This is a genomic window from Nonomuraea sp. NEAU-A123, from assembly GCF_018603905.1.
Lineage (GTDB): Bacteria > Actinomycetota > Actinomycetes > Streptosporangiales > Streptosporangiaceae > Nonomuraea.
On sequence record NZ_JAHFZZ010000001.1, the window covers coordinates 315,271 to 338,788 of the forward strand.

Annotated in this window: 23 protein-coding genes; 16 read left to right on the plus strand and 7 right to left on the minus strand. The window is 70.6% G+C overall.

Annotated features, from left to right (window positions below; all coding sequences use genetic code 11):
- Positions 1-224 precede the first annotated feature (224 nt).
- The 11 genes from KLK06_RS01530 (at position 225) to KLK06_RS01580 (ending at position 9,693) form a co-directional block, all read left to right on the plus strand.
- Positions 225-890, plus strand: coding sequence for a hypothetical protein (locus KLK06_RS01530; RefSeq protein ID WP_214633433.1), 666 nt, complete (start codon positions 225-227; stop codon positions 888-890).
- Between the two features lies 1 nt (position 891).
- A complete protein-coding gene (locus tag KLK06_RS01535; protein WP_214633434.1) occupies positions 892-1,608 on the plus strand; it encodes a hypothetical protein in 717 nt (238 codons plus the stop codon).
- Positions 1,609-1,786: 178 nt separating this feature from the next.
- Entirely contained in the window at positions 1,787-3,085 is a 1,299-nt protein-coding gene (locus KLK06_RS01540; RefSeq protein ID WP_308168053.1) for an ATPase, T2SS/T4P/T4SS family, read from the plus strand.
- A complete protein-coding gene (locus KLK06_RS01545; RefSeq protein ID WP_214633435.1) occupies positions 3,082-3,924 on the plus strand; it encodes a type II secretion system F family protein in 843 nt (280 codons plus the stop codon). The genes KLK06_RS01540 and KLK06_RS01545 overlap by 4 nt, the downstream gene beginning before the upstream one ends.
- An 11-nt stretch (positions 3,925-3,935) precedes the next feature.
- Positions 3,936-4,856: a type II secretion system F family protein gene (locus KLK06_RS01550; protein ID WP_214633436.1), complete on the plus strand. Its 921-nt coding sequence runs from the start codon at positions 3,936-3,938 to the stop codon at positions 4,854-4,856.
- Positions 4,856-5,077, plus strand: coding sequence for a Flp family type IVb pilin (locus KLK06_RS01555; protein WP_214633437.1), 222 nt, complete (start codon positions 4,856-4,858; stop codon positions 5,075-5,077). Before KLK06_RS01550 ends, KLK06_RS01555 begins: the two co-directional genes overlap by 1 nt.
- A 47-nt stretch (positions 5,078-5,124) precedes the next feature.
- Positions 5,125-5,517, plus strand: coding sequence for a TadE/TadG family type IV pilus assembly protein (locus tag KLK06_RS01560; RefSeq protein WP_308127445.1), 393 nt, complete (start codon positions 5,125-5,127; stop codon positions 5,515-5,517).
- Complete coding sequence (locus tag KLK06_RS01565) at positions 5,514-5,915, plus strand: TadE/TadG family type IV pilus assembly protein (protein ID WP_250904734.1); 402 nt, start codon at positions 5,514-5,516, stop codon at positions 5,913-5,915. Before KLK06_RS01560 ends, KLK06_RS01565 begins: the two co-directional genes overlap by 4 nt.
- Positions 5,912-6,328 carry a TadE/TadG family type IV pilus assembly protein gene (locus tag KLK06_RS01570; RefSeq protein ID WP_250904735.1) on the plus strand — a complete coding sequence of 139 codons (417 nt, stop codon included), beginning with the start codon at positions 5,912-5,914 and terminating at the stop codon, positions 6,326-6,328. Before KLK06_RS01565 ends, KLK06_RS01570 begins: the two co-directional genes overlap by 4 nt.
- 75 nt (positions 6,329-6,403) lie before the next feature.
- A complete protein-coding gene (locus KLK06_RS01575) occupies positions 6,404-9,106 on the plus strand; it encodes a BTAD domain-containing putative transcriptional regulator (protein ID WP_250904736.1) in 2,703 nt (900 codons plus the stop codon).
- Positions 9,103-9,693, plus strand: coding sequence for a hypothetical protein (locus KLK06_RS01580; RefSeq protein WP_214633438.1), 591 nt, complete (start codon positions 9,103-9,105; stop codon positions 9,691-9,693). Before KLK06_RS01575 ends, KLK06_RS01580 begins: the two co-directional genes overlap by 4 nt.
- Here the strand turns inward: KLK06_RS01580 and KLK06_RS01585 are convergent, their stop codons facing one another.
- Positions 9,694-10,923, minus strand: a complete 1,230-nt coding sequence (locus tag KLK06_RS01585) for an RNA-guided endonuclease TnpB family protein (RefSeq protein WP_250904737.1) — start codon at positions 10,921-10,923, stop codon at positions 9,694-9,696.
- Between the two features lie 137 nt (positions 10,924-11,060).
- On the opposite strand from KLK06_RS01585, the gene KLK06_RS01590 reads away from it, so the two are divergent.
- Together KLK06_RS01590 and KLK06_RS01595 are read left to right on the plus strand one after the other, a co-directional pair.
- Positions 11,061-11,984, plus strand: coding sequence for a hypothetical protein (locus KLK06_RS01590; protein WP_214633439.1), 924 nt, complete (start codon positions 11,061-11,063; stop codon positions 11,982-11,984).
- A 10-nt stretch (positions 11,985-11,994) separates the two neighbouring features.
- Positions 11,995-12,345, plus strand: coding sequence for a hypothetical protein (locus KLK06_RS01595; RefSeq protein ID WP_214633440.1), 351 nt, complete (start codon positions 11,995-11,997; stop codon positions 12,343-12,345).
- Between the two features lie 121 nt (positions 12,346-12,466).
- Here KLK06_RS01595 and KLK06_RS01600 read toward each other — a convergent pair whose 3' ends face one another.
- The 5 genes from KLK06_RS01600 to KLK06_RS01620 all read right to left on the minus strand — a co-directional run bounded on the left by KLK06_RS01600 (position 12,467) and on the right by KLK06_RS01620 (position 17,346).
- Positions 12,467-12,967 (minus strand): methylated-DNA--[protein]-cysteine S-methyltransferase, encoded by a 501-nt coding sequence (locus KLK06_RS01600; protein ID WP_214633441.1) that lies wholly within the window; start codon positions 12,965-12,967, stop codon positions 12,467-12,469.
- Positions 12,964-14,406 (minus strand): DNA-3-methyladenine glycosylase 2 family protein, encoded by a 1,443-nt coding sequence (locus KLK06_RS01605; RefSeq protein WP_214633442.1) that lies wholly within the window; start codon positions 14,404-14,406, stop codon positions 12,964-12,966. The genes KLK06_RS01600 and KLK06_RS01605 overlap by 4 nt, the downstream gene beginning before the upstream one ends.
- A gap of 107 nt (positions 14,407-14,513) precedes the next feature.
- The gene (locus KLK06_RS01610; RefSeq protein WP_214633443.1) at positions 14,514-15,455 is read right to left on the minus strand and encodes an NYN domain-containing protein; all 942 of its coding nucleotides are present in this window, start codon (positions 15,453-15,455) and stop codon (positions 14,514-14,516) included.
- 104 nt (positions 15,456-15,559) lie between these two features.
- Entirely contained in the window at positions 15,560-15,760 is a 201-nt protein-coding gene (locus tag KLK06_RS01615; RefSeq protein ID WP_214633444.1) for an acyl-CoA carboxylase subunit epsilon, read from the minus strand.
- Positions 15,757-17,346: an acyl-CoA carboxylase subunit beta gene (locus tag KLK06_RS01620; RefSeq protein ID WP_214633445.1), complete on the minus strand. Its 1,590-nt coding sequence runs from the start codon at positions 17,344-17,346 to the stop codon at positions 15,757-15,759. The genes KLK06_RS01615 and KLK06_RS01620 overlap by 4 nt, the downstream gene beginning before the upstream one ends.
- Positions 17,347-17,381: 35 nt before the next feature.
- On the opposite strand from KLK06_RS01620, the gene KLK06_RS01625 reads away from it, so the two are divergent.
- The 3 genes from KLK06_RS01625 to KLK06_RS01635 all read left to right on the plus strand — a co-directional run bounded on the left by KLK06_RS01625 (position 17,382) and on the right by KLK06_RS01635 (position 22,400).
- The gene (locus KLK06_RS01625) at positions 17,382-18,155 is read left to right on the plus strand and encodes an ABC transporter ATP-binding protein (protein ID WP_214633446.1); all 774 of its coding nucleotides are present in this window, start codon (positions 17,382-17,384) and stop codon (positions 18,153-18,155) included.
- The gene (locus tag KLK06_RS01630; protein ID WP_214633447.1) at positions 18,152-19,711 is read left to right on the plus strand and encodes a hypothetical protein; all 1,560 of its coding nucleotides are present in this window, start codon (positions 18,152-18,154) and stop codon (positions 19,709-19,711) included. The genes KLK06_RS01625 and KLK06_RS01630 overlap by 4 nt, the downstream gene beginning before the upstream one ends.
- Before the next feature lie 67 nt (positions 19,712-19,778).
- Complete coding sequence (locus KLK06_RS01635) at positions 19,779-22,400, plus strand: phosphoenolpyruvate carboxylase (RefSeq protein WP_250904738.1); 2,622 nt, start codon at positions 19,779-19,781, stop codon at positions 22,398-22,400.
- A 2-nt stretch (positions 22,401-22,402) separates the two neighbouring features.
- Here the strand turns inward: KLK06_RS01635 and KLK06_RS01640 are convergent, their stop codons facing one another.
- A complete protein-coding gene (locus KLK06_RS01640; RefSeq protein ID WP_214633448.1) occupies positions 22,403-23,482 on the minus strand; it encodes an epoxide hydrolase family protein in 1,080 nt (359 codons plus the stop codon).
- Between the last annotated feature and the right edge of the window lie 36 nt (positions 23,483-23,518).

The following is a 23,518-nucleotide window of genomic DNA, read 5'->3' on the forward strand; positions in this document are numbered from 1 at the left end:
CCTGAGTAGGTTCGCGAATCGCCCCACTCCATCCCGCCATCGCCGCTCTTATCCCGAAAAAACCACCCCCGTCAACTTGGTAGAAACAATAGGCATCGATTATTTCTTGTTGACACCGCGCCACCTGCGAAACGAGCATGGTTCCTCGCATTCCAGCCCCGCTCCCACAAGCGGGTGCACATAATGGCGTGAATTCGACAATTCACAATGGGAGCCCCCCACCCATGAGGACCAGTGAAAAGCCTGCCGTCAACACGGCGGGGTTGTCCGGCCCTGCCTCGCGCAAGCTCCCCGTGCCGCCCCGCGAACGCAAGCCCGCCCTGGCCGCTCTCGCCGTACTCCTGATCCTCGGCGGAGCGCTCGCCACGACGCTGCTCGTGCTGCGCAGCGGCGACCGGATCTCCGCGATCCGGGTCACCCAGCAGATCGGCGCCGGGCAGCAGTTCACCATCGAGGCGCTCGAAGAGGTGCAGATCGCCAATACCGGTCTCGACTTCGTCTCCTGGTCACAGAGGGGCGAGGTGACGAAGAGCTTCGCGGCCGTCACGATCGTGCCCGGCACCCTGCTGACTCACAACATGGGCGTCAGGGCCAGCAGCGAGCTGGTGCCCGGCAAGGCCAAGGTGGGTCTCGCCCTGAAACCTGGGCAATTCCCAGCCGGCCTCGCCGCAAGCCATCGGGTCCAGGTGGTGTACGTCCCAGCCCGTACCGAACAGGCGGAAAGCCGCGTTCTCGCACAGAGCGCGCTCGTCCAGAGCGTCAGCGACAGCGGCAGAACCGGCGGATCAATCCTGATCACCGTGATCGTCGACGCTGCGGCGGCGAAGACCATAGTCCAATACGCCTCCAGCGGTGAGATCGCCGTGGCCGACCTGCCCGGAGTAAGTTGACGTGGCGCTGATCGTACTGGCCGCCGACAAGGGCGCGCCGGGCGTGACCACTGCCGCGACGGCACTCGCGGCAGTCTGGCCGCGTCCCGTACTCCTCGCCGAGTGCGACCCCGCAGGCGGTGACGTCGCCTACCGGCTGCCCGCGGCCGACGGCGGCGTGCTCAACCCGGGCAAGGGCCTGCTCACGCTGGCCGCGACCGCCCGGCGCGGCCTGGAGCCCGCGCAGATCCACCAGCACACCCAGAAGATCGTCGGCGGCCTCGACGTGCTGGTCGGCCTCACCCACGGCGAGCAGGCGGCCGGGCTCACCTGGCTGTGGGGGCCGCTGGGCAGGGCGCTCGCCGCGATCCCGAACGCCGACGTGATCGCCGACTGCGGCCGCCTGGGCGGCCACCCGCAGATCGGGGACCTGATGGCGCAGGCCGAGCAGGTGGTGCTGCTCACCAGGGCCACCCTCGACCACGTCGCCCACCTGCGCGAACGCCTGTCCATCACCAAGGCCCACGGCGTCGCCGTGATCGCCGACCCGCGCAACTACCGCTCCTCGATCGACGACGTACGCAGGATCGTCGGCCCGAGCGTCAAGTTCGTCCACGGCCTCGCGCACGATCCCAAGGGCGCCGAGCTGCTGCGCGGCCAGTGGGGCGGGCGCCTCGACCGCTGCCTGCTCATCCGCACGGCGCGAGACCTCGCGGGCCGCTTGGTGAGCCACCTATGAGCGGGCCGCTGGGTGACTCACCCACGAGCGGGCCGCTTGGTAAGCCACCTATGAGCAGGCCGGTAAGTGACCCACCCATGACACCTATGACACCTATGAATTTCGGTATGGCATTCAACCTCGCGAGGCGACCGGCACGTACAACCCGGAGACGCCTCCTCGCGAGAGTGAGCAGCCAGTGATCGACCACTCCCTAGTCAAGCGCTTCCGCCAGGAGGTCGGCGACCGCCTGGCCCACCAGCGCCGGCTCGACCAGGTCAACGGTCTGGCCTCGATGACCGGCGAGGACGAGCGCCAGTTCGCCAGGGCGCTGATCTCCCAGGTTCTCGAAGAGCACGCGCGCAGCGAGATCGGCCTGGGCCGCACCCCTCCCACCGTCGAAGAGGAGGAGGCGCTCGCGGCCGGTATCCACGCCGCGCTGTTCGGCGTGGGCCGCCTCCAGCCGCTCCTCGACGACCCCGAGGTCGAGAACATCGACATCAACGGCTGCGACCGCGTCTTCGTCAGCTACGCCGACGGCCAGGAGCTCATGCGGGAGCCGGTCGCCGAGTCCGACGACGAGCTCATCGAGCTGATCCAGATACTGGCCGCCTACTCGGGCCTGTCGAGCAGGCCGTTCGACACCGCCAACCCCCAGCTCGACCTGCGCCTGCCCGACGGATCGCGGCTGAGCGCGGTCATGGACGTCACGCTCAGGCCGGCCGTCTCGATCCGCCGCGCCCGGCTCGGCAAGGTGTTCATGTCGGACCTCGTGGGCAACGGCACGTTGAGCCCGGAGGTGGGCAGGTTCCTCAGCGCGGTGGTCGGCGCCCGCAAGAACATCATGATCGCCGGATCCACGAACGCCGGTAAGACCACCCTGCTCAGGGCCCTGGCCAACGAGATCCCGGCGTACGAGCGCCTGATCACGGTCGAACGCGCGCTGGAGCTCGGCCTCGACCAGTTCCCCGAGCTGCACCCCAACGTCGTCGCCTTCGAGCAGCGCCTGCCCAACTCCGAGGGCCAGGGCGAGATCACCATGGCCGAGCTGGTCAGGAGGTCGCTCCGGATGAACCCCAGCCGGGTGATCGTCGGCGAGGTGCTCGGCGACGAGATCGTCACGATGCTCAACGCGATGACCCAGGGCAACGACGGCTCCCTGTCCACCATCCACGCGAACTCCAGCATGGAGGTGTTCAACCGCATCTCCACCTACGCCCTGCAGGCCGGCGAGCGGCTGCCGATCGACGCCACCCACATGCTCATCGCGGGCGCGATCGACTTCGTGGTCTTCGTGGAGAAGCGCAACGACTACAACCGCGGCGGCACCCTGCGCCGCTATGTCTCCAGCATCCGCGAGGTCAACGGCTGCGACGGCCGCGTCCTGTCGAGCGAGGTGTTCATCCCGGGCGCCGACGGCACCGCCACGCCGCACGCCCCCATCTCCTGCATGGAAGAACTCGCCGCCCACGGATACAACCCCGGAGGCTGGCTGTGATCAACCTCGATCCGCTCGCCCTGCTCGCCGGCGCCCTTGTCGGCGGCGGCCTGTTCCTGTTCTTCCTCTCCCTGTACGGCATGCGCGTCCGGCCCGCCCGGCCCAAGCGCGAGCTGGTCAAGACGCTCACCACCCGCACCGCGATCGCCGCGGTGTCCGCGACCCTGGTGCTGGTCGTGACCGGCTGGCCGGTCATGGCCGTGGGCACGGTGCTGCTGGTGTTCGCGTGGCGCGGCCTGTCCGGCGGCGCCGCCGAGGAACGAGCCGCGATGCGCCGCCTCGAAGGGCTGGCCGCCTGGACGGAGTCGCTGCGCGACACGATCGCCGGCGCGGCCGGGCTGGAGCAGGCCATCCCGTCGTCGATCAGGGCCGCCGCGCCCACGCTCAAGCCGCACCTGCGCGCGCTGGTCGACCGCCTGCACACCCGCATGGCGCTGCCGGAGGCGCTCGCGCTCTTCGCCGACGAGCTCGACGACCCCTCGGCGGACCTGGTGGTGGCCGCGCTGATACTCAACTCCAAGCTGCGCGGCCCCGGGCTGCGCGACGTGCTCGGGGCGCTGGCCGTGTCCGCGCGCGAAGAGCTCGACATGCGCCGCCGCGTCGAGGCCGAACGCCGCTCGACCAGGCGCAGCGTCCAGATCGTGGTGGTCACCGCGCTGGTCTTCGCCGGGCTGCTCGTCGTCTTCAACCCCTCCTACGTCAGCGAATACCGCGGCGTGCTCGGTCAGGCCGTGCTGGTCGTCGTGGCGGCGCTGTTCGGCGCCGGGTTCGCGTGGATGCGGCGCCTGGCCCGCTTCGACAAGCCCACCCGCCTGCTCGTAGGGGGCGGCCATGGATGAAGGGGGCGGTCATGGTTGAGGGCGTGCTGGCGGGCTCCGTGCTGGGCCTCGGCCTGTTCCTGCTGCTCCGGGCGCTGTTCCCGGCCCGCCCCGGCCTGGTGGCGCGGCTGCTGGCGATCGAGGCCGTCCGCGAGGACGCCGACGCGCCGCGCATCCAGCTCGTCCTGCCCGACGAGGAGGTCTCCGCCTTCCGCCGCGGCCTGGGCGTACGGCTGGCCCGCCTCTACCACGCGCGCGGCTGGGAGGTCCGGTCGGTCAAGGCCGACCTGGCGCTGGTCGGGCGGTCGTTCGAGGGCTACCTGGCCACCAAGGCGCTGCTCGCGTCGGCCGGGCTGCTGGCCTTCCCGGTGCTGCTCGGCTGGCTGGCGCTGATGGGCTGGGGCGCGTCCCTGACCATCCCGTTCTGGTCCGCCGTACTCATGTCGCTGGTCTTCTTCTTCCTGCCCGACGTGCAGATCCGGCGCGACGCGACGGCGAGGAGGCGCGACTTCAGGCACGTCGTCGGCGCCTTCCTCGACCTGGTCTCGATGAACCTGGCGGGCGGGCGCGGCGTGCCCGAGGCGCTGATGATGGCGGTCTCGGTCAGCGGCGACCAGCCCAACTGGGCGATGTCGCGCATCCGCGAGGCGCTGAGCGGCGCCAGGATCGTCGGCATCACCCCGTGGGCGGCGCTCGGCCAGCTCGGCGAGGAGATCAACGTCGACGAGCTGCGCGACCTGTCCGCCGCGCTCGGCCTGGTCGCCGACGACGGTGCCAAGGTGCGCGCCTCCCTCACCGCGCGGGCCGCCACGCTGCGCCGCCGCGAGCTGGCCGAGATCGAGGGCCGGGCCGGTGAGCGCTCCCAGTCGATGCTCGTCGCCCAGCTCCTGCTCTGCGCGGGCTTTGTGATCTTTCTTAGTTTTCCCGCCGCTATGAAGATGTTGGGGTCCTAATGAACCATCCCTGGGTCATCTACCTGCAGGCCTACCTCGGCGTACGTATCCACCGCGCCCGTACCGCCCCCAGCCGGGGCGCCTCGGCGGTCGAGTGGGTGATCATCACGGCGATCATCGCCGGAGTCGCCCTCGGGCTGGCCACCCTGATCAAGACGCTGGTCGAGCAGAAGCAGGGTGAGATCCAGACCAGCTTCGGCCAGACCGGCGGGAATCCGTGACAGCTGCCCGGCGACCACGTGGGCACAAGCGCGACCGCGGCGCCTCGGTGATCGAGCTCGCCCTGCTGATGCCGGTCATCCTGGCTGTCGTGCTGCTCATCGTGCAGGTGGCGCTCTGGTTCCACGGCCGTCAGGTGGCCGAGGCGGCCGCCCGGGAAGGCGCCAGGGTGGCCAGGTCGGCCCCCTTCGACTCGGGCGACTGGGAGGGCGCGGCCACCACCAAGGCCACCGACATCGTCCGCGCCATCGGTCCCCGCCTGCTCTCCAACGCGACGGCCACGACCGCGGAGAAGGACCCCGACGAGCGCTTCGTCACCGTGACCGGCAGCGCCGTACAGGTCATCCCGCTCCTGCCGGAGCTCACGTTCACGATCACGGCCACCTCGGGCGGTCCCGTCGAGTGCTTCCGCCCGGACGACGGGAGTGACGACTGCGAATGAGCCAGAACCGGCGGCGTGAGCGCGGCTCGATGGCCGTGGAGACGGTCATGCTGGCGCCCGTCTTCCTGCTGTTCCTGATGTTCCTGGCCGGAGCCGGCCGGCTGGTCGAGGCGCAGGGCGAGGTCAACGGCGCGGCACGGGACGCGGCTCGGGCCGCGTCGGTGCGGCGGTCGTTCGACGCCGCCGGCGACGCGGCGGACAGGAGCGTCAAGGCCGCGCTCGACGGGCGGTGCCAGAGCCCGGCCGTGTCCCTCGACGGCTCCAAGTGGGAGGAGGGCGGACAGGTACAGGCCGAGGTCACCTGCGAGCTGGACCTGGGCTTCCTCGGGTTCCCGGGCACCAAGCGGATGACCGGCACCTCGGTGGTGCCCCTGGAGCAGTTGCGGAGGACCGAATGAGCCGCCGCGACCGCGGGACGATGTCGGTCTTCACCGTGCTCTTCTCCGTGGCGGTGTTCCTGCTGGCGGGGCTGCTCGTCGACGGAGGCTCGGCGATCAACGCCCGGCTGCGGGCCGCCGACGTCGCCGAGCAGGCCGCGCGGGCGGGCGCCGACCAGGTCGACGTCGACCACCTCCACGAGACGGGTGAGATCCGGCTGCTCGGCGACGGCCAGGTGTGCGACCGGGCCGACGAGGTGATCGCGGCGGTGGCGAGCGGCGACGTGACCAGGGGCACGTGCACCGTCGAGCCGGGCCAGGACGGCGTGACCGTCTCGGTGAAGGTGCGCTGGACGGCCTTCTTCCTGCAGGCCATCGGCTTCCCCGGCACCGAGATGGAGGGCGAGGCCGCAGCCGGGCCACAGGCCAGGTGAGCCAGACCCATTCCGCTCACTCGATGGATCAGAGCACGACCACGCAGGACCCTGAACACGGAGAAGGGAGAGGCGATGCCGACGCGAGAACCCACGCGTCCCGCGGGCCGGCCGCACGGGCCCGGGCAGGCGCCCGCGCGCATCCCGGCCAGGCGGAGCGTGGGCGACGTGCTGGGCGGCCTCGGCGCGCTCGTGGTGCTCGTGGCGATCGTCGGCGGCGTGCCGTACGCGCTGCTCACGTTCGCCGGGCCGCCGCTCTCTCCCGAACTGCTCGATCTCGACCTGCTCACCAGCCGCGTGGGGCCGAGCACGATCATGGCCGTGCTGGTGCTGTTCGTCTGGCTGGCCTGGCTGCAGTTCTTCGCGTGCGTGGTCGTCGAGGTGTACGCGGGGGTGCGCAAGGTGGGCATGCCCGCCAGGGTGCCGCTCTCCGGCGGGTCCCAGGCGCTGGCCAACAAGCTCGTCTCGGCCGTGCTGGTGCTGTTCACCGCCGGCGCCATGGTCGTGCCCATCGCGAAGCTGGCGACGCCGCCGCCCACCGCGCCGCCCATGACGACGGTCGCGTACTCCGCGCCGATCGTGGAGCAGCCGCAGGAAACGCAGCAGACCAAGAAGGTGTACGTGGTCCAGCCGCCTCACGGCCGGCACCACGAGAGCCTGTGGGAGATCGCCGAGAAGTGCCTGGGTGACGGGCGCCGATATCCCGAGATCTACCGGCTCAACCAGCACAAAGAGCAGCCCGACGGCACCCGGCTGCGCATGGCCGACCTGATCAGGCCGGGCTGGGTGCTCGACATGCCCGAGGACGCGCGCCACGCCCACGTCGTGCCGGTGAACCAGGCGCGGGCCCAGACGCTGAAGCAGCACCCGGCGGGGTCGCACGGCGGACATCGGCAGGTCACCGACGAGGTACGCCAGACCTCCAGCGTGAAACAGGGACCGGCGCACGAACGGCGGGACACCCAGGGCATCAGAGCCGAGCCGGCGGCGGAGAGCTCCGGCGTCGACCTGGTCGACTACCTGGCCGCCGCGTCGCTGGCCGCGGCCGGCCTGCTGATCGTGCTGGCCAGGCGGCGCCGTGAGCAGTTGTGGCGGCGGGTGTTCGGCCGCCGCATCGTCCGGCCGCGCGACGACGCCGCCAAGGCCGAGGTCGCGCTCAGGCTGGGCGCCGACGCGCCGGGCACCCGCATCCTCGACATCGGGCTCAGGCTGCTCGGCGCCGAGCTGGCCACGCAAGGCCGTACCCCGCCGACCGTCTATGCCGCCCATCTGTCGCCGCGCAACCTCGACCTGTGGATCCACCCGCCGGACGGCGACGCGCCCGAGCCGTGGATGGCCCAGGACGGCGGCCAGGTGTGGCGGCTGGCCGCGCACGAGGGCCGCCTGCTGGAGGAGCAGCCCGGCGGCGCGCCGTACCCGGGGCTGGTCTCGATCGGCGCCGACGCGAGCGGCCGGGTGCTGATCGACCTGGAGGCGGCGCAGGGCCTGATCAACATCCGCGGCCCGCAGACCACCGCGGCGCTCGCGGCGCTGGCCGTGGAGCTGGCCACCAACCGCTGGTCCGACCGGATGCGCATCACGCTCGTCGGCTTCGGTGACGAGCTGACCGCGATCGCGCCCGACCGGATCAGGGCCGTGGGCAGTCTGGCCGAGGTGCTGCCCGAGCTGGAGGCCACCGCCGCCCCGCGCCAGGAGGTGCTCACCGGGCGCATCACCGGCAGTCCGCGCGACGCCCACTACCTGCTGTCCGCCGTGGCCCCCACGCATGAGGAGGCGCGCCGCCTGGCGCTGCTCGCCCGCAAGGACACCGCCGGATACGTGGTGACGGGCGACGTCCCGCACGCCACCTGGACCCTGGAGATCACCGAGGGTGGCAAGGCGAAGATCGCGGAGCTGGGCTTCGAGGTGACCGCCCAGTTGCTGCCGCGCCGCCACTACCAGGCGCTGATCGATCTCTTCCGTACGGCCGAGCAGCTCGACGGCGAGGTGCTGCCCGAGGCGGAGCCGCTGGAAGAGCTGACGCCACCCGCGGTGGAGGTCAGGATGCTCGGCCCCATCGAGATCCTCGGCCGCGACCCCCTCGAAGAGGGGCGGATGGCGCTGGCCACCGAGCTGCTGGTCTACCTGGCCACGCATCCCGGCGGCGTGCACCCCGTCGTGCTCGGCGGTGTCCTGTGGCCGCGCGGCGTACAGCCCATGGTCAGGGACGCCACGATCGCCAGGGTCGTCGACTGGGTGGGCCACGAACACCTGCGGGAGGACGAGGCGGGCCGGCTGCGGCTGGGGCCCGGCGTGCGCACCGACTGGGCGCTCTTCCGCGAGCTGGTCCGCCGGTCGCACGGCGATCCGACGGCGCGGACCGTACTCCTGGAGAAGGCGCTCGGCCTGGTCAGGGGCCCGCTGCTGAGCGCGCGGCCGTCCGGGAGATACGCCTGGCTGGCGGGCGACGAGCTCGAGTACGACGTCGCGGCCGAGGTCGCCGACGCCGCCCACCGGCTGTGCGAGATCCGGCTGGCGCACGGCGAGCCGGACGCCGCGGTCGCGGCCGTACGCGCGGCCCTGCTGCTCGCCACCGACGACGAGGGGCTCTGGCGCGACCTGCTGCGCGCCACGCACGCCACCGAGGATGTGATACGGCTCCGCACGGTCGTCGAGGGGCTGACCCGGCGCGCGTCCTCCCATCCCTACGGCGGCGGGATGGCACCCGAGACCGAGGCCCTGATCGACGAGCTGCTGCCGTCGTGGCGCATCCACATAGTGAGGGAGTCGTCGGCATGAGGCGGATGACGGTAATGCTGGCGCTCCTGCTCGTGGCGGGCTGCGCCCCGCCCGACCGGCCGTACGTCCCCGGAGACGTGCGGGCACCCGCCACCGGCCAGACCGCCGCGCGCCCCGCCCCCACGTCCTCCCAGGGCAAGACGGTCGAGGTCGGCGACGGCCTGAAGGTGAAGGTGGAGAAGGGGACGACGGGCAACGCGCTGCAACGACTCTTCGCCGACTACTACGTCGAGCGATGGAAGGCGGTCGAGACCGGCGACAACCAGTACCTGCGTCACCTCGAGGCGCCGCTGATACCGCAGGCGGGCGAGTGGGTGCGCGGGTTCGCCGACCGCAAGGAGTCGGCGCGCGGTGTCGCGCGGCTCTACAGGCTGCGGATCACGGCGGTCATGGGCAAGGGAGCCCAGGTCGACACGTGCGTGGACGAGCGGGGCGTACGTCTTGTCTCCACGCCCACCGGCAAAGCGGTCGCGCCCCAGCCCGACTGGGTGCGCGCTCCTTACCTCCAAGCCGTGCTCGCGCATCGCGGCGACGACGGTGTGTGGCGGATCAGGGAATTCCGCCAGGACAAAGAAGGGTGCACCTGATCAACTACCACCGGTTGAAGCCGGTGGTTTGCTCTCACGGTCCCGTCTGGCTGAAGGGAGGCCGGTAGCGTGTGGCTGGTTGATGACAGCCCAGCCCGTGACGGCGCGTGTGGCGATGTTGCGGGCCGCGATGTGGTCGGCGTGCCCAGCGAGGCCGCACCGGGTGCAGACGAATCGGCCCCGCGCCGGCCGGTTCGCCCTGGCCACGCACCCGCACTCCGGACAGGCCTGCGAGGTGTAGGCGGGGTCGACCAGGACGAAGGCGACCCCCGTCCGGGCGGCCTTGTAGCGGGTGAAGGTGATCTGCTGGGCGAACGCCCAGCCGTGCAGGGTGCGCCGCTGGAGCCGGTGAGCCCTGACCCGGCCGCGGATGCCCTGCAGATCCTCCAGGGCGACACCGCGGCCGGTGCGTTCGGCTTCACGCACCACATGCTTGCTGATCTGGTGGTTGAGGTCGGTCATCATCCGGTGCTCACGCCCGGCAAGGCGGCGCAACACCCGCCGCGCCGCGGCAGTGCCCTTCTTCTGCAACCGGCGGCGCTGGCGATGGCGCCGCTCCCGCAGCGTTCGGACGTGGCCGTTGCCGTCGATCGGCCCGGCCAAGGCCGGTCCAGGCAGCACCACGCCGTCGCAGGTGACCGCCAGGTTCGCCACCCCTTGATCCACCCCGAGGAAGCCGTGGTCCGGCTCACGCACCGCCGGTGTGGGCAAGATGACGGTGACCTGCAGCAGCCACACCCCTCGTCGGCAGATCAGGTCGGCCTCCCCCACCGGCAGCCTGTCCACGGCTTTGAGGTCGTCTGGGCGGCCGGTGTAGGGGACGGTGGCGCGTCCGGTGGGGGTCCACAGCGACACGGTGCGGGCGTCACGGTTGAAGCTCAGCAGCCGGGCGTCGTAGGGGACGGCGCCGTGCGGCCGGAAGATGTGGGCGCGTTTCTTGCTGGCGCGCCGGTTGGCATACGCGCCGGCGACCCGGGCGATCGCCCGCACCGCCGCCTGCGCGCCCAGCCCGGCCACCTGAGCCCGCACCTCGTAATAGGCCAGCCGGTGCAACTCCACCACAGCGAAGACGCGGTGCTGCCAGGCCAGCCGGGACACGACGGTGGCCGCCTGATTGCACAACAGCACCGCCGCGGCCAGCGCGTCGGCCTGGCCCGGCGTCGGCGTGAGCCGCAGTTGCACGACCGTGGGCAGGCCGTGGCGTTTGGTGGCGGAGCGGCGGATCGCCATCGCGCACCTCCTGTCACAGCGCCATCACCCACCGCACACATTACTGAATGTGACCGAGACTTTCCATACTGTTTTCGAAAGGAGGGATGGCGCTTTCTCCCGATACTGCAAGACCGGGTCTCCGCGCCAACACTCAAATGAATCCCCTGATCCCGGTGCTCATCACAGGACTGCTGCTGCTCACGCCCACCCCGCCACCCTCCACCTCCACGGAGGTCACGCATAGGGACGACGGCAGAACGAAGATCCTCACTCTCAGAAACTCCAAGATCGTGGTCAACGGCGACGTAGGCAAAGGCGGTCGCAGCGACAGCTACCGGATCAAACGCCCCTGCTGGTATGAGCCGGGGCTCTCCGCCGACGAGATGATCAAGTTCCAGACGGACCCGAAGGCCCAGTTCTCGAGGATCAAGGCCGACGAGAGTAGCTTCAAGAAGTTCATCCAGCCGTTCCTGGACAAGAAAGGGCAGCCGGGGAACTGGTGGACGCCCGCCTACGACGCGTCCGACCCCAACGGCGCCGTCTGCTGGGCCGGGCTCGAACTGTTCATCTTCGTGCCACCGAACGAAACGCCGCCCTCCGGCATCACGTTCGAGCAGCTGGCCGAGATCGCGAGGGCGGCGATCACCGTGCCCGAGCAGACGGTCAAGCTGAGCCCCGACGCCAAGAGCTTCGTCAACCTGCCGACGTTCGTGTGGCTCGAAGGCATCGGTCAGCCGCGGCGGACGGCGACGGCGACACTGCCCGGCGTCATGAGCGCCACCGTGGTCGCCACGCTCCAGAACATCAAGATCGACGCGGGCACGGGCAAGGACCGGGCCGAGGTGCGCGAACAGTGCGGCGCCACCGGCAAGCCGTACGCCAAGGGGGCCGCGTTCACCTGTGGCGTGCAGTACCTGCGCTCGTCGATCGACCAGCCACGGCAGGTGTACCAGCTGACCGTGACGACCGTGTGGCCGGTGACGGTGGCGGGCCAGGTGCCGGTCCAGTTCGCGCCGGTCGAGGTGGGGGTCACCCGCGACGTGCCGGTGGGTGAGGTGCAGAGCAACGTCCGCCCATAAGCGGGTCGTCATGGCGCTGTTCGGGGTGGGTCTCGTGGTCGGCAACCTGATCGGTGGCCGGCTCGCCGACCGGGCCGTCATGCCGAGCATCTACGGTTCGGCGGCCCTGCTCACGCTCGCGCTGGTGGCGCGGAACCAGGTCGCGTTCATCGTCACTATCACGTTGTTCGGGGTGGCCGCCTTCGCGACCGTGCCGCCGCGGCCGATCAGGGGCCGGTACGTATCGCGCCGGCCCCCGGGTCAGCCGAACAACTCGTCCACGCTCTGCGCGGTCACCGCCCTGACGGTCCAGCGGTCGAGCAGGCTCTGGTCCGTGCACGCCTGGATGCGGGCCCGAGCCTCCTCGGGGACCGAGATGTGACGTGCGTCGAGGAATCCCAAGATGAGCTGGGCCGGCGTCCTGTCCGGCCCGCCCCTGTATTCGTGTGCTCCCGCCATCGACCAAATCGTACAGAGCGCTGCCGTTCCATGACGGGGAGTTGCTAGAGCCGGGCGGACTCGTGGGCGAGCAGCCACTCCTTGACCGGCACGCCGTAGTAGTAACCGCCGTAGCCGCCCGAGCCGGGCAACACGCGGTGGCAGGGGACGAAGGGGGCGATCAGGTTCTGGGAGCAGGCCGACCCGGCCGCGCGGGCCGCCGTCCTGGGCAGGCCGGCGCGTTCGGCCAGCTCGGCGTACGAGACCGTGGTGCCCGGCTTGACCTCGCGCAGCGCCTCGTGGAGGCGCTTGCGGGTGGCCGTGCCCGGCTGCTCGACCGGAACGGCGTCCAGCGCCAGGAGGTCGCCGTCCAGATAGTCGCGTACGGCCTGAGCGGCGGGGCCGAGGTCGTCGACCACGTCCAGGCCCTCGGCCTGCAACGCGGGTGACAGCCGGACGAACATGTCCGAGGGGTCGGCGGTGAAGCCGGCCGCGACCAGCACGCCGTCGCGGCACAGCAGGGACAGCGGGCCGATGGGCGTCGGCAGGACTTGGGCGTCGATCATGAGGAACTCCAGAGATGCAGGGCGGCGTAGGCCCGCCAGGGCCGCCACCGCTCGATGTGGTCTTCGGGAATGCCCAGGCAGGCCATGCGCTTGTTGAGCACCAGGTCGCCGATGGGCCAGGCGTCGGGGTCGCGCAGCGCGCGCAGCGCGACATAGCTGGCGGTCCAGGGGCCGATGCCGGGGACGTCGAGCAGCTCCGCCACGGCCTCGGCCGGATCCTGGCCGCCGTCGAGGTCGATCCGGCCCTCGGAGACGGCGATGGCCAGCTCCTTGAGCGTCGAGACGCGGCGGTTGGTGAGCCCCAGCTCCGAGAGGTCCGCCGCGAGCAGCTCCGCGGCGCTGGGGAACAGGTGGGTCAGCCCGGGCACCGGGCCCTCGACGGGCCGGCCGGCCCGCTCGACGATCCGGCCGAGCATGGTGCGGGCGCCCGCGACGGAGATCTGCTGGCCCACGACCGCGCGTACGGCCAGCTCGAACCCGTCGAACGCGCCCGGCACCCGCAGCCCGGGCCGGGACTCGACGAGCCGGCTCAGCGAGGTCTCGGCCAGCGCGGTCGCGATGGCGTCGGGGTCGGCGTCGAGATCGAGCAGGCGGCGGCAGCGGGCCACGATGCGGGCAAGCTGCCGGGTGTCGGCCACGGCGACGTCGAGCGCGATGTGGCCGGACTCGGGGGTGAGCGTGATCGTCCCGCCCGGGACCGCCCGGCTGTAGGACGTCAGGCTCGCCACCTCAAGGCCGGGAATCGCGCGCGAGGCCAGGAAGGAGAAGACGCCCTCAATGTCGTACGGCTCCCGCCGGTGCAGGCGCAACCGGAGCGTCGCGGGCCCGGCCACGACCTCGACCGCCGGTGGCGCCGAGGCGGACAGGCCGCCCGCCGTCGCACGGAGCTCGCTGGGCGTGAACCCGTACGTCTCCCGCATCGTCGCGTTGAACTGCCGCACGCTCCCGAACCCGGCCGCGAACGCCACCTCGGTGACCGGGAGCCGCGTCTCCGTCAGCAACTGCTTGGCCAGCAGCAACCGCTTGGTCCGGGCCACCGCCAGCGGCCCCACGCCGAGCTCGGCCACGAACAGCCGGTGCAGGTGCCGCTCGGTGATGTGCAGCCGCCTGGCCAGCCCCGCCACGCCCTGCTCGTCGGCGTCCCCGTCGTCGATCAGCCGCAGCGCCCGCCCGATGAGGTCGCCGCGCAGGTCCCACCCGGGATCGCCGGGGGACAGCTCCGGGCGGCAGCGCTTGCACGGGCGGAAGCCCGCCGCCTCCGCCGACGCGGCGTGCCGGTAGAACCGCACGTTGCGCGAGGCCGGCGTGCGGGCCGGGCAGATCGGCCGGCAGTAGATCCGCGTCGACGTCACCGCCGTGTAGAAGCGCCCGTCGAATCGGGCGTCCCGGGCTGAGACCGCCCGGTAGCAGGAGTCGAAATCGAGCTCAAGTGGCGACATGACAACGAGCGTATGCGTTCCCCCAGCCCCCCGACTGGCGGAAATCAGACCTGACCGTAAAAACGCTGGTCAGCAGGTCAAAGCTATCGACTAGCGGAAATCAGACCTCACTTCGACGAAACGCCCACGCCCAGGTCGAACTCCCGGTACACGCGCGCCCAGAACCCGTCACGCAGCCACACCCGCGCCTCGGGGAACGGCCGCAACGAGTGGCCGAGCTCCTTCTCCGCCTCGATGAGCAGCTCCGTGTCGATGACCGTCGGCAGGATCGGCCCCGGCAGCAGGTCGCGGATGTTGTCGCGGCCACGCGTGAGTATCCACTTCTGTGCCACGTGCTCGCCCACGTCCTCGACGCGCGGCCTGTTGGGCCCGAGCTTGGCCACCTGGCCGGGCTTGACGTGGGGTTTGACCGGCGCGCGTCCGGCGAACACCTGCGCGGGCGACGGAGCGGTCACCGGCGGGGTGACCGGAACAGGCTGCGGAGCACGGCTGAAAAAGGGCCTCAGGAAATCAGCAGTGATCACTTCCACGGTGTCGGACTCCCACACCAGGCGCTCGGCCTGGTTGGTGCCGTACGGTGGCTCGACGCCCCACAAGTGGATGCGCACCCCGTACGCCTGCGCCGCCTCCACGGCGGGCACCATGTCCTCGTCTCCGGCGAGCAAGATCGTGTCAGTTACCGCATGGTGCCTGGCCAGCGCCTCCAGGTCACTCCTGATCTGCGCGTCCACGCCTTTCTGCTGGCCACGGGCGTTCAGGTTGCCAAGCCGTACCTTGACCCAGGGCAACTGGGCGATGACCCGCTGATCGACGGTCGGCACACGGTCACGAGCGGCGTCATACCAATAGATCCGGAGAAGTTCGCCAGATATACGTTCCAGCGCATGTTTCTGTAGACTCTGGATCAGCTCATCGGCGGCAACTCGATATTCTTTGCGCTCCTTGGCGCCCAGCAGCACTTCGCCTGCGGCAGCATAGAGATATCCGACGTCCACCAGGACGGCGTACTTCGCTGCCACAGCATGCGGCATGAGGTCTGGGATGGCCATGTGTCCTCCAGGCCGCGGTTAGTTGATCGGCTGACTATATACGCCTACTTTCTCTAGATAGTCCCAACTCCTCGAGAACTTGACACCCGATTCCCGGGATCTATCTAAGGTAGGGCGCTCATCCGCCAAGCCGACTTCCCCGGTACGACTGGCTTACGCATCGCTCTAGCCAGGTTTCGCCATGTTTGAGTTCGCGGTTCGGCACGCGGCTCCGGGGCGGACCGCCGGGTGGCGAGCACGGCCACGAGGGCGGCGATCTCCTCCGGCGTGGCGTCACCGCGAACGATCCTCAGCTGGGCGCTCATAGCGGGATGTTCCCATGCTTCTTCGGCGGCAGCGAGGCCCGCTTGTTCCGCAGCGCGCGCAGCGCCTTGACGACCTGAGCGCGCGTCTCGGCAGGTCTGATCACCGCGTCGACGTAGCCGCGTTCGGCCGCGATGTACGGGTTGGCCAGCGTGTCCTCATACTCGGTCACCAGCCTGGCCCGCTCGGCGTCGGCCTCGTCGCCCGCCGCGGCCAGCTCACGCCGGTAGAGGATGTTGACGGCGCCCTGCGCGCCCATGACCGCGATCTGCGCCGTGGGCCAGGCCAGGTTGACGTCCGCGCCCAGGTGCTTGGAGCCCATGACGTCGTACGCCCCGCCGTACGCCTTGCGGGTGATCACCGTGACGAGCGGCACAGTGGCCTCGGCGTAGGCGTAGAGGAGCTTGGCGCCGCGACGGATGATTCCGTTCCATTCCTGATCGGTCCCTGGGAGGAATCCCGGTACATCGACAAAAGTCAGGATAGGAATATTAAAAGCATCACATGTTCGAATAAATCTGGCTGCCTTCTCGGAGGCGTTGATATCCAGGCACCCGGCGAAATGCATCGGCTGGTTGGCCACCACGCCCACCGACTGCCCGTCCACCCGGCCGTACCCGACCACCACGTTCGGCGCGAACAGCGCGTGGACCTCAAGGAACTCACCGTCATCGAGCACCCGCTCGATGACCCGGTGCATGTCGTAGGGCTGGTTCGCCGAGTCCGGGATCAGCTCGTCGAGCTCGGGATCCGGCTCCAGGTCCCCGGCGCCCTCGAAGAGCGGCGCCTCGTCCAGGTTGTTGGACGGCAGGTAGGACAGCAGCGCCTTGACGTAGTCGAGCGCGTCGTTCTCGTCCGTGGCCTGGTAGTGGGCCACGCCCGACTTGGTGTTGTGCGTGTGCGCGCCGCCGAGCTCCTCGAACGTGACCTCCTCGCCGGTCACGGTCTTGATCACGTCGGGGCCGGTGATGAACATCTGCGACGTCTGGTCGACCATCACCACGAAGTCGGTCAACGCGGGGGAGTAGACGTGGCCGCCGGCCGCCGCGCCCATGATGAGCGAGATCTGCGGGATCACGCCCGAGGCGTGCACGTTCCGCTTGAAGATCTCCGCGTAGAGCCCGAGCGCGACCACGCCCTCCTGGATGCGGGCGCCGCCGCCCTCGTTGATGCCGATGATCGGGCAGCCGGTCCGCAGCGCCAGGTCGAGCACCTTGACGATCTTCTCGCCGTAGACCTCGCCGAGCGAGCCGCCGAACACGGTCACGTCCTGCGAGAACACGCACACCTGGCGCCCGTCGATCGTGCCGTGACCGGTGATCACGCCGTCGCCGTACGGCCGCCTGCTCTCCAGCCCGAACATCGTGGACCGGTGCCTGGCGAACTCGTCGAACTCCACGAACGAGTCCTCGTCGAGCAGCGCCAGCACCCGCTCCCGCGCCGTCATCTTGCCCTTGGCGTGCTGTTTGGCCACGGCCGCCGCGGAGCCGGCGTGGACGGCCTCGTCGAGTCGGCGTTCCAGGTCGGCGATCTTGCCTGCGGTGGTGTGGATGTCCGGTGGATCCGGTACGGCCTCGGCAGCGCTCATGCGCGCAAGATTAACCCGCCTCCTAGAGTGGATCCATGACGGAGGCGGTTCACACGCATGGCCTTTTCAAGAGATACGGCCCACAGATCGCGGTGGCCGGCATCGACCTGGTGGTCCCGGCAGGCAGCTTCGCCGGGCTCGTCGGCCCCAACGGCGCCGGCAAGACGACCTCTCTCAGTATGATCACCGGTCTGCTCCGCCCCGACGGCGGCCAGGCCGAGATCGACGGCTTCGACGTGTGGCGCGATCCCGTCGCGGTCAAGGCCCGCATCGGCGTGCTGCCCGAGGGGCTGCGGCTGTTCGAGCGGCTGTCGGGCCGCGAGCTGCTCCTCTACAACGGCAGGCTGCGCGGCATCTCCAAGGCCGACGTCGAGCAGCGCGCCGAGGAACTGCTGCAGGTGATGGACCTGGCCGAGGCCGCCGACAAGCTCGTCGTCGACTACTCCACCGGCATGCGCAAGAAGATCGGCCTGGCCGCGGCGCTGCTGCACAACCCGTCCGTGCTCTTCCTCGACGAGCCGTTCGAGGGCGTCGATCCCGTCAGCGCCAACACGCTCACCGAGGTGCTCCGGCGCTTCACCGCGTCGGGCTCGACCGTCATCTTCTCCAGCCACGTGATGGATCTCGTCGAACGGCTCTGCGACTGGGTGTCGGTGATGAGCGCCGGGCACATCGTGGCCCAGGGCCCGCTGGAGCTGGTGCGTGAGGGACGCAGCCTCAACCAGGCCTTCCTGGACCTGGTCGGCGGCCCGCGCGACAACGGCGACTCTGGCCTGACCTGGCTCGGCCGGGGGAAGGAGCCGGCGTGAGCACGGTCGCGCTCTTCGCCCAGCTCAAGCTCCGGTTGCTGGTCGGCAACCTCCGCGGCGACCTGCAGCGCAAGCTCGGCTTCACCCTCACGCTCATCCTGTCGGTGTTCGTGAGCGTCATCGGCTTCCTCCTCATGAGCCTGCTCCGGCTGGCCCCGCACGACGTGGCCGCGTCGATCGTCGTCGTGGTGTTCTCGCTCATGCTCATCGGCTGGATGATCGTGCCGCTGCTGGCGTTCGGCCTGGACGACACGCTCGACCCGGCCCGGCTGTCGCTGTTCCCCCTGCCCACCCACCGGCTCGCGGTCGGCATGTTCACCGCCTCCGCCACCGGCGTCTGGCCGCTGGCCACGCTGATCGTCACGACGGGCGCCCTGGTGGGGCTGGCCACCGGCGTCGGCGGCGTGCTGCTCGGGATCATCGCCGTGCTCCTGCAGTTCGCGCTCTGCCTGGTCACCTCCAGACTGGTCACCACCGCACTGTCCAGCGCGCTGCGCACCCGGCGCGGCCGGGATGTGCTGGCCGTGGCCGCGATCTTCGTCGTCCTGCTCGCGCAGCTGCCGAACCTGGTGCTCAACGGCAACCTCGGCGACCCGGCGGAGATGCTGCGCGGGGCGTCGGCGATCCTCAGGTGGACGCCTTCGGGCATGGCCGCGCACGCGATGGCCGACGGCGGTCTGACCGGCCTGGCCGAGCTCGTCGCCGTGGCCCTCGTGGTCGTCGTGGCCGGCTGGCTGTGGATCAAGGCGCTCAGCCGGGCCCTGGTCACGCCCGACGCCTCCACTCGCGCCGCCTCCGTACGCAGGGAGAGCGGGCTGATCGACCGGTTCCTGCCGGACGGGCCGCTGGCCGCCGTGGTCACCAAGGAGCTCAAGTACATCAGGCGCGAACCCCGCTCCCGGGTCGGCTGGTTCTCCTCCCTCGTGGTGGCCGTCGTGCTGGGGTTCTCGGTCACCCGTTCCCTGGAGACCGGGGCGTGGCTCCCGATCCTGCTCACCGCGTCGGCCGGGATGATGATCGCCCTGCAGTCGGCCAACTCGTTCGGCATCGACGGCCGCTCGCTCTGGATGAACGCCGTCGCCACCGGCTCGGAGCGCGGACTCAGCACCGATCTGGCCGGGCGCCACCTGGCCGGCGCGGTGATCGCGACGCCATTGCTCATCCTGATCGCCACCGTCGCCGGACTGCTCGCCGGCCACCCGGAGGGGATCGCCCCGGCGGTACTCACCGGCCTCGGGGCGCTCGGAATAGGGTTCGGCGTCGGCTCCGTGACCAGCGTCGTCATCCCCTACACCGTGCCCGACCGGATGAACGCCTTCACCGGGGCCGCGCCGGGACAGGGCGGGCAGGCGTTCGTCTCCGGCATGGGCGCGCTGCTGGGCGTCAGCGCCCTGTCGCTGCCGTTCGTGGTGCCGCTGCTGTTCGGGCTCTTCTGGGTGTCCGTGCTCGCGCCGTTCTACGGGCTGCTGGCGGAGTTCCTGGGGCGGCGGCTCGGCGCGAAGATCGGTTTCGCCCGCTTCCCTGAGCTGCTCGCCGCGGTGTCCCAGGCCACCTGATCAATGGTCTAGTCCAATACGTGAGACCGCCTTACGGTCTTTCCGGGCTTGTGGATACCTTTGAAGCATGATTGACCAGGGGATTGAGCGTCGCAGTGCCGCGGTCACCGAAATGCCCGACGAGCTGCGTCAGGACGTGCGATTGCTCGGCAAGCTGCTCGGGCAGGTGATCGCCGAGCAGGGCGGCGAGGATCTGCTGGCCGATGTCGAACGCCTGCGTAAGGCCGTGATCGCCGCACGCAGGGGCGAGGTCACCGGCGACGAGATCACGGCCATGGTGGCCGCGTGGGAGATCGACCGGGCCGTGCAGATCGCCCGTGCGTTCACCTGTTACTTCCATCTGGCCAACCTGGCCGAGGAGCACTACCGCATCCGCATTCTGCGCGAACGTGACGCCGAGGGCCGGGTCGAGCGGGAGTCGCTGGCGCAGGCCGTACAAGAGCTGGGCGACGAGCGCGTCACCGAGCTGGTCAAGGGGCTGGAGCTGCACCCGGTCCTGACCGCGCACCCGACGGAGGCGCGCAGGCGCGCGGTCGTCACCGCGATCCAGCGGGTCAGCGGCCAGCTCACCGAGTACAACGCGGCCGGTCGCGGCGCCTCCGAGCGCGCCGAGAGCCGGCGGCGGATGCTGGAGGAGATCGACCTGCTGTGGCGTACGGCCCAGCTCCGCTCCACCAAGCTCGACCCGCTCGACGAGGTACGGACGGCCATGGCCGCCTTCGACGAGACGCTGTTCCGCATGGTGCCGCAGGTCTACCGCTCGCTCGACGCGGCGCTCGGCGACGGCACCGGCACCCGGCCGCCGCTGGCCAGGCCCTTCATCCGCTACGGAAGCTGGATCGGCGGCGACCGCGACGGCAACCCCAACGTGACCGCCAAGGTCACCCGCGAGGCCGTCCAGATCCAGTCCGACCACGTGCTGACCGCGCTGGAGACGGCCTGCACCCGCATCGCCCGCACGCTCACCGCGGCCGAGCAGTTCGCGCCGCCTTCGCCGGAGCTCAAGGCGGCGCTGGCCGCGGCCGTCGACGCCCATCCCGAGGTGGTCTCGGTGATGGCCACCCGCTCGCCGAGCGAGCCGCACCGGCAGTGGCTGCTGTTCGTGGCCGCCCGCATCACCGCGACCCTCCGGCGCGACCTCGACCTCGCCTACCGCGCACCGGCCGAGCTGCTCGCCGACCTGCGCCTGGTCCAGGAGTCGCTCGCCGCTCATGCGGCGCGGCAGGCGTACGGCGAGCTGCAGCACCTCATCTGGCAGGTCGAGACGTTCGGCTTCCACCTGGCCGAGTTGGAGGTACGCCAGCACTCCGAGGTGCACGCGGCGGCGCTGGCGGAGATCAGGGCCGGCGGTGAGCTGTCGGAGCGCACCGAGGAGGTGCTGGCCACGATCCGGGTGATCGCCTGGATCCAGGAGCGGTTCGGGATCACGGCCTGCTCCCGCTACGTCGTCTCCTTCACCCGCTCCGCCGACGACATCGCCGCGGTCTACGAGCTGGCCGAGCACGCGCTCGGCCGGCGCGCGCCCGTGCTCGACGTGGTGCCGCTGTTCGAGTCGGGCCAGGACCTGGCCAACTCCCCGGCCGTGCTGTCCGGGATGCTGGAGCTGCCCCAGATGCGTGAGCGGCTGGCCGCCACCGGCAGGCGCATGGAGATCATGCTCGGCTACTCCGACTCGGCCAAGGAGCTCGGCCCGGCCGCCGCGACGCTCCGCCTGTACGAGGCGCAGGAGCAGCTCACCGCCTGGGCGGTGGAGCACGACGTACAACTGCGCATGTTCCACGGCCGGGGCGGCGCGCTCGGCCGTGGCGGCGGCCCCGCCAACCGTGCGGTGCTCGCCCAGGCGCCCGGCTCGGTGGCCGGCCGCTTCAAGGTCACCGAGCAGGGCGAGGTCATCTTCGCCCGCTACGGCCACATCGCCATCGCCCGCCGCCACCTGGAGCAGGTCACGAACGCGGTGCTGATGGCCTCCTCGCCCTCGATCGGCGCCCGCACCGCCGCCGCGGCCGACCGCTTCCGCCCGCTCGCCGAGAAGGTGGCCACGGCCTCGGAGCAGGCGTACCGCTCGCTCACCGAGGCCCCCGGCTTCCCCGAATGGTTCGCCCTGGTCAGCCCGCTGGAAGAGATCGGCTCCCTGCGCCTCGGCTCCCGCCCCGCCCGCCGCGGCCTCGGCGCCCCCCGCTCGCTCGACGACCTGCGCGCCATCCCCTGGGTCTTCGCCTGGGCCCAGACCAGGGTCAACCTGCCCGGCTGGTACGGCCTGGGCACCGGCCTGGCCTCGGTGGCCTCGCTCGACGAGCTGAAGGCCGCCTACGCCGAATGGCCGCTGTTCAACGCCCTGCTCGACAACGCGGAGATGTCGCTGGCCAAGACCGACAGATCGATCGCCGAACGCTACCTGGCACTCGGCGGCCGGGACGACTTCGCCCGCCAGGTCCTGGAGGAGTACGACCGGACCCGCACCCTGGTGCTGCAGGTCACCGGCCACACCCGATTGCTGGAGAACCGCAAGGTCCTGTCCCGCGCCGTCCAGCTCAGAGACCCGTACGTGGACGCCCTGTCCCACCTGCAACTCCGCGCCCTGACGGCCATGCGCACCGGCACCCCGTCCGACCGGGAGCGCGAGCGCCTGTCGACGCTGCTCCTGCTCTCGGTCAACGGGGTGGCGGCGGGCCTGCAGAACACCGGCTGACCTCAGCCGAGGCTCTCGAAGAAGGCGCGGATGTCGGCGGTGAGGGTCTCGGTGGCGGTGTGGGCCGTGTAGTGGCCGTGGGCCGGGGCGGGGAGGGTCCTCCAGGAGACGATGCCGGTGTGGTCGCGCTCGGCGAAGGCGCGGATGGACCGGAAGTCGCCCTCCCCCATGGCCAGCGCGGTCGGTACGGTGGTCGGCTCCTTGGGGTGCTCGGCGCGGGCGTTCTCCCAGTACAGGCGGAGGGCCGAGCCGGCCGTGCCGGTGAACCAGTGGATCGCCGCGTTGGTGAGCACGAAGTCGTCGTCGAGGTCCTCGTCGAAGAGCTGAGCGAGCCAGCCGACCAGCCCGGCGGGTGAGTCGATGATCGCGTGGGCGAGCGTCTGCGGCTGCTGGGACTGCAGGACGTTGAAGGCGCCCTTCTCCTTCCAGAACCAGTCGAGTACGGCCAGCCCGGCCTGGTCCTCCTCGCTCAGGTTCGCGAACTCGGCCGGGTCACCGGAGGGGAAGGAGAACAACTGCGTCACATGGACGCCGACGACGCGGTCGGGGGCGAGCCGGCCGATCTCCGGCGAGATCATCGAGCCGGCGTCGTTGCCCACCGCGCCGTAACGCTCGTAGCCGAGGCGGGCCATCAGCTCGGTCCACGCCTTGGCGATGCGCTGGTTGTCCCAGCCCAGCTCGGTGGTCGGCCCGGAGAAGCCGTAGCCGGGCAGCGACGGCACGACGAGGTGGAAGTGCCGCGACAGCGGCTCGATGGCGTTCAGGTACTCGACGATCGAGCCCGGCCAGCCGTGAGTGAGGATCAGGGGCAGGGCGTCGGGGTTTTCCGAGCGGACGTGGATAAAGTGGATGTTCTGGCCGTCGATCTCGGTGGTGAACTGCGGGTAGGCGTTGAGCCTGGCCTCCTGCGCCCGCCAGTCGAAGCCGTCGAGCCAGCGGCCGACCAGCCGCCGGACCCGCTCGACGCGCACACCCTGGTCGGCGTCCGCGATCTCGTCGGCGAAGCGGGTCATGGCCAGGCGGGTCCGCAGGTCGTCGAGGTCGGCCTGGGGGATCTCGATGCGGAAGGGGTGAACGCTCATCGCGGGCTCCTCGTTGGAACGGCTTATTCTGTTCCA

Bases quoted from the DNA above. Each gene is read 5' to 3' on its own strand.
- KLK06_RS01590 (WP_214633439.1), top strand. From the start codon at position 11,061: ATGAATCCCCTGATCCCGGTGCTCATCACAGGACTGCTGCTGCTCACG.
- KLK06_RS01635 (WP_250904738.1), top strand. From the start codon at position 19,779: ATGATTGACCAGGGGATTGAGCGTCGCAGTGCCGCGGTCACCGAAATG.
- KLK06_RS01555 (WP_214633437.1), top strand. From the start codon at position 4,856: ATGAACCATCCCTGGGTCATCTACCTGCAGGCCTACCTCGGCGTACGT.
- KLK06_RS01580 (WP_214633438.1), top strand. From the start codon at position 9,103: ATGAGGCGGATGACGGTAATGCTGGCGCTCCTGCTCGTGGCGGGCTGC.
- KLK06_RS01550 (WP_214633436.1), top strand. From the start codon at position 3,936: ATGGTTGAGGGCGTGCTGGCGGGCTCCGTGCTGGGCCTCGGCCTGTTC.
- KLK06_RS01595 (WP_214633440.1), top strand. From the start codon at position 11,995: ATGGCGCTGTTCGGGGTGGGTCTCGTGGTCGGCAACCTGATCGGTGGC.
- KLK06_RS01610 (WP_214633443.1), bottom strand. From the start codon at position 15,455: ATGGCCATCCCAGACCTCATGCCGCATGCTGTGGCAGCGAAGTACGCC.
- KLK06_RS01585 (WP_250904737.1), bottom strand. From the start codon at position 10,923: ATGGCGATCCGCCGCTCCGCCACCAAACGCCACGGCCTGCCCACGGTC.
- KLK06_RS01575 (WP_250904736.1), top strand. From the start codon at position 6,404: ATGCCGACGCGAGAACCCACGCGTCCCGCGGGCCGGCCGCACGGGCCC.
- KLK06_RS01530 (WP_214633433.1), top strand. From the start codon at position 225: ATGAGGACCAGTGAAAAGCCTGCCGTCAACACGGCGGGGTTGTCCGGC.
- KLK06_RS01605 (WP_214633442.1), bottom strand. From the start codon at position 14,406: ATGTCGCCACTTGAGCTCGATTTCGACTCCTGCTACCGGGCGGTCTCA.
- KLK06_RS01640 (WP_214633448.1), bottom strand. From the start codon at position 23,482: ATGAGCGTTCACCCCTTCCGCATCGAGATCCCCCAGGCCGACCTCGAC.
- KLK06_RS01600 (WP_214633441.1), bottom strand. From the start codon at position 12,967: ATGATCGACGCCCAAGTCCTGCCGACGCCCATCGGCCCGCTGTCCCTG.
- KLK06_RS01625 (WP_214633446.1), top strand. From the start codon at position 17,382: ATGACGGAGGCGGTTCACACGCATGGCCTTTTCAAGAGATACGGCCCA.
- KLK06_RS01570 (WP_250904735.1), top strand. From the start codon at position 5,912: ATGAGCCGCCGCGACCGCGGGACGATGTCGGTCTTCACCGTGCTCTTC.
- KLK06_RS01620 (WP_214633445.1), bottom strand. From the start codon at position 17,346: ATGAGCGCTGCCGAGGCCGTACCGGATCCACCGGACATCCACACCACC.
- KLK06_RS01615 (WP_214633444.1), bottom strand. From the start codon at position 15,760: ATGAGCGCCCAGCTGAGGATCGTTCGCGGTGACGCCACGCCGGAGGAG.
- KLK06_RS01565 (WP_250904734.1), top strand. From the start codon at position 5,514: ATGAGCCAGAACCGGCGGCGTGAGCGCGGCTCGATGGCCGTGGAGACG.